At 52.9% G+C, this 12,548-nt stretch carries 13 protein-coding genes; 6 read left to right on the top strand and 7 right to left on the bottom strand.

Annotated elements, in window-relative coordinates:
• Positions 1 to 49 precede the first annotated feature (49 nt).
• Together FFI61_RS10105 and argF are read right to left on the bottom strand one after the other, a co-directional pair.
• The gene (locus FFI61_RS10105) at positions 50 to 1,123 is read right to left on the bottom strand and encodes an ABC transporter ATP-binding protein (protein WP_200201931.1); all 1,074 of its coding nucleotides are present in this window, start codon (positions 1,121 to 1,123) and stop codon (positions 50 to 52) included.
• A 5-nt stretch (positions 1,124 to 1,128) separates the two neighbouring features.
• A complete protein-coding gene (gene argF / locus FFI61_RS10100; RefSeq protein WP_200201930.1) occupies positions 1,129 to 2,043 on the bottom strand; it encodes an ornithine carbamoyltransferase in 915 nt (304 codons plus the stop codon).
• A gap of 244 nt (positions 2,044 to 2,287) precedes the next feature.
• Here argF and grxD point away from each other — a divergent pair, with 244 nt between their 5' ends.
• A complete protein-coding gene (gene grxD / locus FFI61_RS10095; protein WP_200201929.1) occupies positions 2,288 to 2,614 on the top strand; it encodes a Grx4 family monothiol glutaredoxin in 327 nt (108 codons plus the stop codon).
• Between the two features lie 31 nt (positions 2,615 to 2,645).
• Here grxD and FFI61_RS10090 read toward each other — a convergent pair whose 3' ends face one another.
• From FFI61_RS10090 to FFI61_RS10070, 5 genes are all read right to left on the bottom strand, one after another.
• A complete protein-coding gene (locus FFI61_RS10090) occupies positions 2,646 to 3,428 on the bottom strand; it encodes an energy transducer TonB (protein ID WP_200201928.1) in 783 nt (260 codons plus the stop codon).
• Positions 3,429 to 3,510: 82 nt separating this feature from the next.
• Entirely contained in the window at positions 3,511 to 5,700 is a 2,190-nt protein-coding gene (locus tag FFI61_RS10085; protein ID WP_200370149.1) for a DUF1631 domain-containing protein, read from the bottom strand.
• Between the two features lie 203 nt (positions 5,701 to 5,903).
• The gene (locus tag FFI61_RS10080) at positions 5,904 to 6,506 is read right to left on the bottom strand and encodes a Yip1 family protein (protein WP_200201926.1); all 603 of its coding nucleotides are present in this window, start codon (positions 6,504 to 6,506) and stop codon (positions 5,904 to 5,906) included.
• 151 nt (positions 6,507 to 6,657) lie between these two features.
• Complete coding sequence (locus FFI61_RS10075; protein WP_200201925.1) at positions 6,658 to 7,941, bottom strand: HlyC/CorC family transporter; 1,284 nt, start codon at positions 7,939 to 7,941, stop codon at positions 6,658 to 6,660.
• Between the two features lie 82 nt (positions 7,942 to 8,023).
• Positions 8,024 to 8,830, bottom strand: a complete 807-nt coding sequence (locus tag FFI61_RS10070; RefSeq protein WP_200201924.1) for an inner membrane protein YpjD — start codon at positions 8,828 to 8,830, stop codon at positions 8,024 to 8,026.
• A gap of 182 nt (positions 8,831 to 9,012) precedes the next feature.
• Between FFI61_RS10070 and ffh the strand changes: the two genes are divergently transcribed.
• The 5 genes from ffh (at position 9,013) to rplS (ending at position 12,504) form a co-directional block, all read left to right on the top strand.
• Positions 9,013 to 10,401: a signal recognition particle protein gene (gene ffh, locus FFI61_RS10065; protein WP_200370148.1), complete on the top strand. Its 1,389-nt coding sequence runs from the start codon at positions 9,013 to 9,015 to the stop codon at positions 10,399 to 10,401.
• Between the two features lie 164 nt (positions 10,402 to 10,565).
• Positions 10,566 to 10,805, top strand: coding sequence for a 30S ribosomal protein S16 (gene rpsP / locus FFI61_RS10060; RefSeq protein ID WP_200201922.1), 240 nt, complete (start codon positions 10,566 to 10,568; stop codon positions 10,803 to 10,805).
• Between the two features lie 27 nt (positions 10,806 to 10,832).
• The gene (rimM, locus tag FFI61_RS10055; RefSeq protein ID WP_200370147.1) at positions 10,833 to 11,360 is read left to right on the top strand and encodes a ribosome maturation factor RimM; all 528 of its coding nucleotides are present in this window, start codon (positions 10,833 to 10,835) and stop codon (positions 11,358 to 11,360) included.
• A 3-nt stretch (positions 11,361 to 11,363) separates the two neighbouring features.
• Entirely contained in the window at positions 11,364 to 12,110 is a 747-nt protein-coding gene (gene trmD / locus FFI61_RS10050; RefSeq protein ID WP_200370146.1) for a tRNA (guanosine(37)-N1)-methyltransferase TrmD, read from the top strand.
• A 37-nt stretch (positions 12,111 to 12,147) separates the two neighbouring features.
• The gene (gene rplS / locus FFI61_RS10045) at positions 12,148 to 12,504 is read left to right on the top strand and encodes a 50S ribosomal protein L19 (protein WP_200370145.1); all 357 of its coding nucleotides are present in this window, start codon (positions 12,148 to 12,150) and stop codon (positions 12,502 to 12,504) included.
• Positions 12,505 to 12,548: the final 44 nt, after the last annotated feature.

The following is a 12,548-nucleotide window of genomic DNA, read 5'->3' as shown; positions in this document are numbered from 1 at the left end:
TTTGCATTTTTTTTGACGAGTTCAGTGCTTTCCTCTGCGGCCCAGTAGGTCAGATTCCACGCTCAAATGCTATCAGGTGGTCGGCTTCTACCCGCACAGGTACAGTTTCGCCCAGGTGGAAATCCAGATGGCTGCGGAACAGCGCCTCAAATTCAGTATCTTCGGAGCAGCGGAAGCGATAAAGCGTGGAGGTGCCTGCGAAAGTTTTTTCTACAACTTTCGGGCGCAGATTGGATTCTGCATCGTAGACTATGTCATCGGGTCGTATAAGCACATCCACCAAAGTGCCGGAAGGCCATTTGTAGGCCCGGTTTCCGTGAATGATGCCAAGCTCGGACTCTATTATGTCTGGTCCCACGGCTTTTCCCGGTATGAACCCGCCTTGTCCCACAAAACTCGCTACAAAGCGATTCACTGGCTCGTGGTAGAGGTTGTACGGGACATCCCACTGCTGGATTTTTCCGCTTTGCAGCACAGCGACCTGATCGCACATGGCGAAGGCTTCTTGCTGGTCGTGAGTTACCAGAATGGCGCTGATCCCAAGGGTTTTCAGAATCTCACGAACGTCGAGGCTTAGCCTGCGGCGTAGATCTGTGTCCAGGTTGGAGAAAGGCTCATCGAGCAGAATCAGTGTTGGCTCAGGCGCGAGGGCCCGAGCCAGAGCCACCCGCTGTTGCTGGCCGCCTGACAGCTCGTGAGGATAGTTGTCTGCCAGGTCCTGCAGGTGAACCACGTGCAGTAGCTCCATTACTCTGTTCCGCTTCTCGGCTTTATCCAGCCCGCGCAAACCGAAACCTACGTTGTCGGCAATGCTCAAGTGGGGAAACAGGGCGTAATCCTGAAAAACCATGCCAATACGGCGTTTCTCAGGCGCGAGCGTGCGACCAGGAAGGCTGATAGGTTGGGATTGTAACCGTATCTCGCCGCTGGTTAGAGGAAGAAAACCGGCCAGCGCTCGTAAAATTGTGCTTTTCCCGCAACCGCTAGGCCCGAGCAGGCAGCCGATATCGCCATGGCTTAGCGCGAAGCTGACATCTTTTACAACAGCATCTCCCCCATAACCACAGGTCAGATTGTCTACTTCAAGCAACCAGGTGTCAGCAGTCGTTTTCGGCGCGCTCATAAATCTTAGTCCAGACGGTTCAGGATCAGGAATTCCAGCAGGGCTTTCTGAGCGTGGAGCCGGTTTTCGGCTTCGTCCCAGATAACGGAGCCCGGGTGCTCAATCATATCGGCTGCAATTTCCTCGCCGCGATGAGCCGGCAGACAGTGCATCAGGAGCGCGTCTTTCGCGGCTATATCCATTAGTGCCTTGTTGATCTGGTATTTTCTGAAAGCCTTCTCACGGGCTTTCTGCTCGTCTTCCTGGCCCATGGATGCCCACACATCGGTGACCAGAAGGTTCGCGTTACGTGCAGCCTCCTCTGGCTCACGCATCAGCGTGATGCGAGAACTGTGGGCCTTCACCAGTTCCGGATCCGGCTCGTAACCCTCGGGGGTAGCCACGTTCAGGTGAAAGTCGAACTGCGTGGCGGCATTGATGTAAGAGTGGCACATGTTGTTGCCATCCCCGATCCAGGCCACAGTAGCGCCCCGGATGCTACCGCGATGCTCGCGATAGGTTTGCATGTCAGCCAGCAGTTGGCAGGGGTGGAAGTCATCAGTAAGTGCGTTGATGACCGGCGCCCGCGATGCCCGGGCAAACTTTTCAACCGTTTCATGGGCGAATGTGCGGATCATCACCGCGTCAACCATGCTGGAGATAACAATCGCAGAGTCTTCTATGGGCTCGCCGCGACCGAGTTGAGTATCTCGCGGCGATAGAAACATCGCTGATCCACCCAGTTGGGTCATGCCTGCCTCAAACGAAACCCGTGTGCGGGTTGAAGATTTTTCAAAAATCATCGCCAAAACACGGTTTTTGAGTGAGTCCCTGACCTTGCCCTGGCGCCATTCGTTCCGGAGTCTGGTGCCATGATCCACCAGGTTTTCCAGTTCGGTTGTGGACATGTCATTCAGTGTCAGAAAATGCCTTACTGCCATGGGGTGGCCCTTACCTAGATGAAGCCCTGGATGAGTATAAATACTGGTGAAAAAAACGGGGGGAACAAGTCTAGCCCTTCACGCGTTTGATGACAACGCTGCGGGTGTCAGGCTTGCTCTGTATCAAATCACACGGTTTGTTGAGTAGCCTGCCCGACGTGTACAATAGGCGCCAGTCAAGGCAGGAGCAATAGCGCAAACCGGCGCGGCAGACTGTTCTGTTTTCAACCAGAGGTGAATGTTCATGGATATTAACGAAACCATTAAAAATCAGCTCGCAGAGAATCCGATCATTCTTTACATGAAAGGGTCTCCCCAGGCTCCGCAGTGTGGCTTTTCTGCTAAAACATCGCAGGCCCTGATGGCGTGTGGCGAGCGTTTTGCATTTGTGAATATTCTTGACAATCAGGAGCTGCGCGAAGGCCTGAAAGTCTACTCCAGCTGGCCTACATACCCCCAGCTGTATGTAAACGGCGAGCTGGTTGGCGGCTGTGACATCATTATGGAAATGTCAGAAAACGGCGAACTGGCCGCTTTGGTAAAAGAGGCTGCCAAACAGGCCGAGGCCTGATCTTTACCTGCCTGGAGTGCAGGTCCGCCAATTAAAGCCGCGACGGAGAAAACACCAGTTTTACTTCGAAGCGGCTTTTGCTTTTCTGATCAGGTGGCGGCTCCGGGTAAGGACTCGCTGACAGCGCGGCCTGGTAGGCTGCAAGATCTATTTGTTGAATACCTGTCGATTTGACCACCCTGGCCCGTGTTAATGCCCCATTGCTCAGTAGCTGAAGCTCCAGTTCCATGGTGCTTGTATCAGTCAGCTGCCTGATAGCGGGTATCCTCAGTGTTTCAAGCTTCGTTGCCAAGTGCGTTGCCAGCTTTATCAAGTAAGGATCCTGTTCGCTGGGCGACAGAGTTATTTTTGTGACATCTTCTGTCGTTTGCTTGTCCGCAACCTGAGTGCGGACCCCGGAATTGGATTGTGCTCCCGAGGTAGATGGGGTTGCCGTTGTTTGCGTGGCGTCGGCTTTATTGTTTGGCGTTGTAGCTTGTACCTTGCTGCCGACAGAAATTTTTTGTTGAGAGTTGGTTGTTGTAACTTCTGGCGTTGTCAGCCCGGGGGTGTTTTGGGGCGGTACCTCAAAGGGCGGGTTGCGGGGTTCGGGCGTATCGTTTGGCCGTTGCGGATTTGCAGAAGCGGGTATTCCCTGGCTGCTATCTACTGCTACCAACTCCAGGTTTAGTTGGTGCCTGTGCCGGATGGGTAAATCCGGAAGAATGGCAGGAAACCCGGATAATAGCAGCGTATGAATCAGGAAGGCGGTTGATAAGGCTAGGGCGATCCGATGCTTCGCCGGAAGGCTGTTGTTGCTGCCGTGCTCCAGCATTTAACTCAGGTATCTCCTTTACTGCCAAGTGTTCACTGCGCCAGACGCTGGGCCCGCAAGGTGATTGCAGGCTCAGGCCAGGTCAAGCAGTTTTACTACGTAGGGAACCAACAACGGCATCCAGTGCCCGGTCGATGAGGGCCCCTTGCTCAAGCCGTGTCATTCTTCCTCGTCGCATTTCATGGGCAAGGTCGGTGCGGGTCTTTTCGATGACTTTAAGCCCCATGCGATTTACAAAGACAAAACAGTCCGCTTCCTCAATGATTGCGGACAGCTTGCAGCGGAAGCTTGCACCATTAACCAGCCTGAACTCAACCCAGTGGCCAATTTCCAGGCTATCAACCTGAGCCATGAACTCGGCGATCACTGCATCTTCGGGCTCAGCCTGGCTCTTGGCTTCATCCTTTGGCTCTTCCTGAGCGGGTGGCTCTTCCGCGACTTCCATACTGGAACTTGCGCGGAACGCTTCTGCCAGCTCATGTTTGAGTAAGCTCATGGTGTCATCAAGCTTGGTGGCGTTATATGAAACCTCTTCCAGGCCCGCTCTGAGCGACTTGAGAAGGCCAGGTACAACGCGTACCCACTGGTCCCTTTCAGTGTCTTCCTGATGCGGGTGAAGACACCAGATCAGATCGTCAACGACTTTGACGCTTTCTTGCCAGCGATGCTCCACATCGTCCCGCAGGTATGCAAGGAACATAAACCGGCTCCAGCCATTAATAAGGATATTATGGACAGGTTCGGGGAGGCGGTAGCGCGCTATTCGTTCTTTTATTACCCGGTCGACCATTTCCTGGGCCTTCTGGGATTTGATGCGGCCACGCTCAGATTCACGAGTGCGCTGCTCTACAAGAGACGATTTCCGGTTTTCTCTGGCAAGAAACTCTTCAAACTCTTCATTCAGGGTTTCGAAAAGAGTTATATCACCATCAAATTCACTAAGGATTCGCTGCACAATGCTGTGAATTTTTTCATACAGCTTATCTCGCGCTTTTTCGTCGCTGTTGCTCCAACCAATACCTGCGCGGGCAAGAGCATTAAGCAGTTTGCGCGCGGGATGGGCAGTCTTGCTGAAAAAGCTTTTGTCTTTGATAACAACTTTAAGGATGGGTATCTGCAGCCGACTGATCAAAACCTGAACCGGTGCTGACAAGTTGTAATCGTCAAGGATGAACTCAAATAACATGGATACGAGGTTGATCAGATCCTCATCCATCTCCTTCAGCGCAGGCTTCTTGCCGTCGTTTGTTTGGGCCTGGGCCAGAATCTGTTGTACGACGCTGAGGAGATCGATAGTAAGCGGATCGCCCTCGCTGAGGTTAAGTTGGGCGTCTGGCTGGGTATTTAAAGGCAGCGCAGCCAGCAGGCTGACCAATTCGTTGCCGCCGATAACGCGTATGTCTGAGCTGTATTGACGCGATGGTATGCCGGCATTGGCCCTCTGGCGAGCCAGCAGCTGATGTATCTGTTCGAAGACGGCGTTGCTGCCCTGGTCACCACTTGACTGGCTTTCATGAGCGGCGGAGCTTTCGGAAGATTCCTGGCTCTCCGTAGCGCTGCTGTGCTGCGGCCCGGTTTTCCCGTGATAGCGGAAGTTGGGAATAACTCCTGCTTGAACGAGAATCCTGTTGGCTTCATCCAGAAGCATGCCCAGATTGGAAACAACATAGCGATCAAACTGCTTGAGCAGAATCAATCGTTCCCGGATTTGAATTTCCAGAGCCTGAATCGCTTCGGTGAACGCGCTGCAAAGATGCTCCGGCGCCATAGGGTTGACCGGTGACTCCTCAGAGGCACCATCATAGACATGGCTAAAGCGAGTTTGAAGCTGAATGAGCGGCCCCTGGAAATGCGCTTTTGCTTTGGTGATCATGGCATTAAGAGCTACTTGCTCCTCAAGATCATCGTTGCCAACGAGTGCCAGGTTGTCTGCGTTTGCTTGCCGCCCCAAGGTGTCTTCGTGCAGTTGAACCGTATGGGGGGGATTTGCAAAAAATTGTGCAACGGTATTCTGGAAGTGGCGCTCCACGCCTTTGCGCTTGATACGGATTTCCCGCATGGCTTCAAAATAGCGGTTCTGCTCGTTGTTGCTGCGGGCATTGTTTGCCAGTTCGAACAGCGAATCATCAACGGCATCAAACGCGCCCTGCAATAGATCTCCGAGCCCGGCGACGACTGTGTCGCGGATGCGGGTGACCTCCACAGGAACCGGCTCGCTGCTTCCCGCTTCCCTGTGCTCACGGAGGTAATGTATGCCGGACTGCTTGTTCATGGCCGACTCCTGTTTACGGCTCAACCGGGTACATGACCGAGTTAGACTTTCTGTTTTTTAGTTATAGGCTAAATTTACCGCATTTTCTGCCGGGATAACATGAATAAAATCTAACCAGTGCTCTTATCCGCAAAAAAGGGTGACCCAGCGGAGCACCCTTGATTGATTTAATGGTGTGAAGGTGTAGTGGCTGGGGTTGCCTCCTAGCTTACATAGACCGGGCCAATTCCAACGCTCCAGATAACGACACTGATAGCAAGAAGTGCGACAAACATGATCAACCCAACTGTCAGCACCGCTGTGGCAAACATGAATCCTCGCTCCTCGGGGATTTTCATGAGGATGGGGAGGCCTTCATAAAGAAGATACACCGCATACGCAATGGCAATGAGCCCTGCCAGCATGTTTACCCATATATTAGGGTAGGCTGCGATAACTCCGATAAGGAACATGGGTGTGGCGGTATAGGCCGCCATTGCTACGCCCCTGGGCGCGTTGTCTACCGCATCGTAGGTTGCTGCAAAGAAATCAATGAATTTACCAAGAATGAAAATGCCTGCCAGCATGGCAGCATAGAACAGCACGGACAGGCTTAACGCGCTGTTTACGGAAAGGCGTGTGACTTGTCCGTCACCAATCTGCCAGCCTACCTGGGTGGTTCCGAAGAAACCGGCCAGGGCGGGGATAAGAGCGAGAAGCAGTACGTGTCCAAGGTAGAGTTGGGTGGTGGACTCGGAATCTTTCCGAATGGCTTTCCATTGCTGATCAGGGTGGGTCAGAAGACCAAAAGTGTGCGACAAGCTCATGGATAAACTCCTTAGCATTATTGTTTTTCAGTGTTCCCATTGAGTGTTAGCGGTAGATTGATATGCGTCAAGGAGCTGGTTACATTTTGATCTTTCAAGAAAGGGCTTCGCTATAACTGGAACGTCTATAGCGAAGTGAGGACAGGATGGCTTAAACGATGGAGAGTGCGCGTTTTTTGCGCTTCTTGGGGTGCACAATTGCGGCTTTCACAACGTTGTCTTTGATTTGGAGTACCTCTACCCGGTGCCCATCGACCCTCAGGCATACGTTGGTGTCCGGTATATTCTCAAGGGTTTCGGTGATTAAGCCGTTGAGGGTCTTGGGGCCGTCTGTGGGCAGTTTCCAACCAAGGGATTTGTTGATTGAGCGCACGGATGCGGTGCCATCAACAATAAACGTACCGTCTTCCTGGGGGATGATGTCGGGGCTGGCTGCAGCGTAGTCTGTTGTGAATTCGCCAACGATCTCTTCCAGAATATCCTCAAGAGTTGCGAGCCCAAGTACATCGCCATACTCATCCACGACAATACCAAACCGGCGTTTTCCCTTCTGGAAGTTAATGAGTTGCGTGTTCAGTGGTGTGCTTTCGGGAACGAAGTAGGGCTCCTGGCATAGCTGCATGATCATGGGTTTGCTTATCTCATCTTGCTGCAGCAGTTTTGTTGCGCTGCGCAGGTGCAGGATGCCCTGAATGTTATTGATGTCACCTTTGAATACCGGCAGGCGAGTGTGCTGGCTATTTCTTAATTGGCGCAAAATGGTGTCAGTGTCGTCGTCCAGATCGATGCCGGAAACCTCATTGCGGGGCACCATGATGTCGTTAACGGTGACCTTTTCGAGATCGAGGATACTGACCAGCATATCCTTGTGTTTGGTCGGGATCAGGGCGCCTGCCTCGTTTACCAGAGTCCTCAGCTCTTCGCGGCTCAGATGGTCGCTGGCTGAGTCATTTGGAGAAATCCGGAGGACCCAGAGAATGGCGCCGGTAAACAGGTTGACCGCCCATACAATCGGATAAAGGATTTTCAGCAGGGGCCCAAGAATATAGCTTGCTGGAAAAGCAATTTTTTCAGGGAACAGGGCGGCCAGAGTCTTGGGGGTGACCTCCGCAAAAATCAGGATGACGATGGTCAGCAGCAGCGTGGCGATGGCGATACCGGCGTCGCCCCAAAGCCTTATTGCTATAACAGTGGCTATAGATGATGCCAGAATGTTGACGAAGTTGTTGCCGATCAGAATGATGCCGATGAGCTGATCGGTGCGTTTCAGCAGCCCCTGTGCCCGTTTGGCGCCTTTATGGCCGGTCTTGGCCATATGTTTGAGGCGATACCGGTTAAGAGACATCATTCCGGTTTCAGAGCTGGAAAAGAATGCCGACAGCATGATCAGCCCGACGAGAATAATCGACAGCGCAGTAAGCGATGTACCGTCCAAACCAGAGGTGTCCTTATGTTGCTGACAAGTAGCGAAAATAGGTTGTGATTGTGCCTGGTGTCAAGAGATTGTGGGCCAGATATCAGCCGCCCCTCTGGAATACCAGTTCAAGTGCGAATTTGCTGCCGTAAAAGGCCACCATGAGAAGGGCGCAGCCGGCCAGTGTCCAGCGGCTTGCCGTCATGCCTCGCCAGCCCTTGGTATAGCGGCCCACAAGCAGGGCTATAAAGACCAGCAGCGACAGTATGGAAAATACGGTTTTATGGGCCAGGTTCTGGGCGAAAAGATTTTCTATGAATACAGCGCCGGTAATGATGGCCAGGGTTAACATGACAACGCCAGCCCAGACCATTTCGAAGAGCAGTGATTCCATGGTTTGGAGCGGCGGCAAATTACGTATCAGCGGGCTGTTATAATTTTGTTTGAGCTGCCGGTTCTGAAAATAAAGCAGGATTGCTTGTATAGCCGCAAGAGAGAACAGGCTGTAGGCTGTGACAGACAGTGCGATGTGAGACAGTACTCCATAGCTTTCGTCAGATACCAGTCGCGATGGCGTATGAGTAATCAGTGTCATTATGATGGTCAGCGCTGCAAGCGGGTAAACGCCGAGGAACAGGCTTTGAACCGGTTTTCTCAGGTTCAGGCCCAGCAGTAAAAACACGATTAACCAGGAGATCAGAACCGAGCTTTTGAAAAAACCCAGATCGACACCTCCATCGTGGTAGATGGTCTGCGAGATCAAAAGCCCGTGAGACGTGAGCGCCAGCATGCCGATAAGGGTGGTTATCGCAATATTGCTGTGCACGCGACCACGGAAGTGGAGCGCCTGCAAAGCGGTGCCGACGCTGTACAGAAAAAGAGAGGTGACCGCGAGAATCAGCGTTCCCATAACTTCCTTTATTAACCACTGTGCTGGCTGGAGATCGACAGATATAGCTGTCGATTTGACCGGGTTGGTCGTTTCAGGACGATAGTCTGGTTATAATGTCGCGATTATGCAACAGGAATCAAGGAGCCGAAGCTGGCTCTGAGGTTTGTGCACTCAATTTACCCGGGGAACGGAAGAGCAACATGTTTGAGAATCTCCAAGACCGACTTTCCGGTAGCCTGCGCAAGATTTCCGGTCAGGCGCGGCTCACCGAAGATAATATAAAGGACACTCTCCGGGAAGTGCGCATGGCACTGCTGGAGGCGGACGTCGCCCTGCCAGTGGTGAAAGACTTTGTAGAGGGTGTCCGTCAGCGCGCTATCGGGCAGGAAGTTCAGCGCAGCCTTTCCCCGGGCCAGGTCTTTATCAAGGTTGTTCAGCAGGAGCTGGAACGGGTCATGGGTGAGGGGAATGAAACCCTCAATCTTGCCGTTCAGCCTCCCGCCGTAATCATGATGGCAGGTCTTCAGGGTGCGGGTAAAACCACCACGGTTGCGAAGTTGTCGCGTTTTCTCAAGGAGCGGCACAAGAAATCAGTAATGGTCGTGAGTGCCGATGTTTATCGGCCGGCTGCGATCAAGCAGTTGGAGACTTTGGCAGGCGAGGTGGGTGTTGAGTTTTTTCCCAGTACCGCTGATCAGGATCCTGTTGTCATCGCGGAAGGTGCTGTAGCTGCTGCCCGCAAGAAGCATATCGATGTGGTTATCCTCGATACCGCCGGTCGCTTGCATGTCGATGAGCAGATGATGGGCGAGATTGGTCGGTTGCATAAGGCGGTCAATCCGATAGAAACCCTGTTCGTGGTTGATGCCATGACCGGGCAGGATGCTGCCAATACTGCCAAGGCATTCAACGATGCCTTGCCGCTGACCGGTGTGATTTTAACGAAAACTGACGGCGATGCCCGCGGTGGTGCTGCGCTTTCGGTCAGGCATATTACGGGTAAGCCCATCAAGTTTCTGGGTGTTGGCGAGAAGTCGGATGCCCTGGAACCGTTCCACCCGGATCGGGTTGCTTCCCGGATATTGGGTATGGGCGATGTTCTGTCCCTTATCGAGGAAGCCGAGCGCAAGCTGGACCAGAAGAAGGCTCAGAAACTCACCAAAAAAATCAAAAAAGGCAAAAGCTTTGATCTGGAAGATTTCCGCGACCAGCTTCAGCAAATGAAGAATATGGGCGGTATCGGTGGCTTGATGGATAAGCTTCCCGGAATGGGGCAGATGGCTCAGGCGGCGCAGCAGCAGGTTAACGATAAGTCGATGGGGCAATTGGAGGCGATCATTTGTTCGATGACGCCAAAAGAGCGTCGCTACCCGGATGTAATCAATAATTCCCGTAAACGCCGCATTGCCGCAGGTTCCGGAACGCAGATACAAGATGTGAATCGTCTGCTCAAGCAGCATAAGCAGATGCAAAAAATGATGAAAAAGTTTAGCAAAAAAGGTGGAATGGCGAATATGATGCGCGGTCTTGGTGGTATGATGCCGCCGGGCGGTGGCGGCGGTGGAATGCCTCCATTTGGCCGTATGTAAAAAGCCTTACATGGAAAACCTGCAAACAGTTAGTTTGCCTGTTTTCTTTGGCGCTCATTTAGCATAGAATAGCGCCCCTTTCGAGTATGGGTCTCCGCGTCAGTCACTATAGTGGCAGGCGTGAAACGTACAAAGTTCGTATAACAGAACAGGATATTGGTTAAATGGTAACAATCCGTTTGGCTCGCGGCGGCTCCAAGAAGCGCCCGTTCTATCATCTGACAGTCACTGACAGCCGCAATGCACGTGACGGCGCTTTCATTGAGCGCGTAGGCTTTTTCAACCCGATCGCACGCGGTCAGGAAGAGCGTCTCCGTATTGATCGCGACCGTGTGAATTACTGGGTTGGCCAGGGTGCACAGACCAGCGATCGCGTTGCGCAGCTGCTCAAGGCTGCTGAGTAAGCTTTTACTGACTACCGAGGTTGTTGTATGACGCAGAATTCGCAGGAAACTGTGATCGGTCGGATTACCTCGGTGTTTGGGGTTAAGGGGTGGTTAAAGGTTTATTCCTTCACCGACCCCATTGACGGAGTACTTGGCTATACCAACTGGGTTCTCGATCTGGACGGTAAGCGTATTCCGGCAAAGCTTGAAGAGGGTCGCCGGCAAGGCAAGGCGATCGTTGTAAGGCTTAAAGGTATTAATGATCGTGATCAGGCCCGGACATACTGTGGTGCCGAGGTCAGGGTGCCCACTTCTGAGCTGCCTGAACTTCCTGAAGGGGAATTTTATTGGCGTCAGTTGCAGGGGCTTGATGTGTTCACGGTTGAGGGCGAATGCCTTGGGCGAGTGGATCACCTCATAGAAACCGGCTCTAATGATGTTCTGGTGGTGCATGCAACTGCGGGCTCCATCGATCAACGTGAGCGCCTGATTCCATACCTTCCTGAGCAAGTTGTTCGGGAAGTGAATCTGGCAGAGCACAAACTGATCGCAGACTGGGATCCGGAGTTCTGACGGGTGTGGATTGGCGCAGTCAGTCTGTTTCCGGAGATGTTCCAGGCGGTAACGGAATACGGGATAACGAGCAGGGCAGTGCGCGATGGTCTGTTGACCTTCGAGAGCTGGAATCCTCGCGACTTTACCCAGGATCGTCACCGCACCGTTGATGACCGTCCCTACGGGGGTGGCCCCGGGATGCTGATGAAAATTCAGCCGCTCAGGGATGCCATCCACGCAGCGCGGAAAGCGGCGCCAGGCAAGGCCTGTGTGGTTTATCTTTCACCTCAGGGTGAAACACTGAACCAGGCGGTTGTTGAGTCACTTGCTGCAGAAGAGCGGTTGATTCTGGTAGCGGGGCGTTATGAAGGTGTTGATGAGCGCCTGCTAGCGACAGAAGTCGACCGGGAAATATCACTGGGAGATTTTGTACTCTCTGGTGGTGAACTGGCAGCGATGACTGTTATTGATGCGGTTACACGCCTCATCCCCGGAGCGCTGGGTCATGCGCAGTCAGCAGAGCAGGATTCTTTTGCTGACGGTTTGCTGGATTGTCCGCACTACACCCGGCCCGAAGTATACGAAGGTCAGGCGGTGCCGGATATTTTGTTGGGCGGTCACCATGATCAGATCCGGCGTTGGCGACTTAAACAGTCGCTGAGGCGAACCCGGGAACGACGCCCCGACCTGCTTGAAAAGCGGGTGCTTACGGATGAAGAGCGTGAGTTGCTGGGTGAGATTTTAAACGAACCGTGTGCCTCTGAATAATCAGGGCATTAAAAGATTGGGTATCAGGAGCATTACGATGAGCGGCAAGAACAACATCATCAATCAACTTGAAACAGAGCAGATGACCAAGGAAGTACCCGCGTTTGCGCCGGGTGATACCGTGGTTGTTCAGGTTCGTGTAACTGAAGGCAACCGTGAGCGTCTGCAGGCGTTTGAGGGCGTTGTTATCGGTAAGCGTAACCGTGGCATGAACTCGTCATTCACCGTACGGAAGATTTCCTACGGCGTAGGCGTTGAGCGTACTTTCCAGACTTTCTCCAAGCTGATCGACAGTGTTGATGTGAAGCGTCGTGGTGAAGTACGTCAAGCCAAGCTTTACTACCTGCGCGAGCTTTCGGGCAAGGCAGCACGTATCAAGGAAAAGCTGGGCTGATCAGCTTTTTGCTGAGCAACCTTGCAGTGAAAAAGGCAGCCTGA

The organism is Marinobacter sp. DY40_1A1, from assembly GCF_016597815.1.
GTDB classification, from domain to species: Bacteria; Pseudomonadota; Gammaproteobacteria; order Pseudomonadales; family Oleiphilaceae; genus Marinobacter; species Marinobacter xiaoshiensis.
This window is presented reverse-complemented; position numbering and strand designations above follow the sequence as displayed.

What these genes read in the sequence shown, in the direction of transcription:
- FFI61_RS10105 (WP_200201931.1), bottom strand. Translation starts at nt 1,123, where the DNA reads ATGAGCGCGCCGAAAACGACTGCTGACACCTGGTTGCTTGAAGTAGAC.
- argF (WP_200201930.1), bottom strand. Translation starts at nt 2,043, where the DNA reads ATGGCAGTAAGGCATTTTCTGACACTGAATGACATGTCCACAACCGAA.
- grxD (WP_200201929.1), top strand. Translation starts at nt 2,288, where the DNA reads ATGGATATTAACGAAACCATTAAAAATCAGCTCGCAGAGAATCCGATC.
- FFI61_RS10090 (WP_200201928.1), bottom strand. Translation starts at nt 3,428, where the DNA reads ATGCTGGAGCACGGCAGCAACAACAGCCTTCCGGCGAAGCATCGGATC.
- FFI61_RS10085 (WP_200370149.1), bottom strand. Translation starts at nt 5,700, where the DNA reads ATGAACAAGCAGTCCGGCATACATTACCTCCGTGAGCACAGGGAAGCG.
- FFI61_RS10080 (WP_200201926.1), bottom strand. Translation starts at nt 6,506, where the DNA reads ATGAGCTTGTCGCACACTTTTGGTCTTCTGACCCACCCTGATCAGCAA.
- FFI61_RS10070 (WP_200201924.1), bottom strand. Translation starts at nt 8,830, where the DNA reads ATGGGAACGCTGATTCTCGCGGTCACCTCTCTTTTTCTGTACAGCGTC.
- ffh (WP_200370148.1), top strand. Translation starts at nt 9,013, where the DNA reads ATGTTTGAGAATCTCCAAGACCGACTTTCCGGTAGCCTGCGCAAGATT.
- rpsP (WP_200201922.1), top strand. Translation starts at nt 10,566, where the DNA reads ATGGTAACAATCCGTTTGGCTCGCGGCGGCTCCAAGAAGCGCCCGTTC.
- rimM (WP_200370147.1), top strand. Translation starts at nt 10,833, where the DNA reads ATGACGCAGAATTCGCAGGAAACTGTGATCGGTCGGATTACCTCGGTG.
- rplS (WP_200370145.1), top strand. Translation starts at nt 12,148, where the DNA reads ATGAGCGGCAAGAACAACATCATCAATCAACTTGAAACAGAGCAGATG.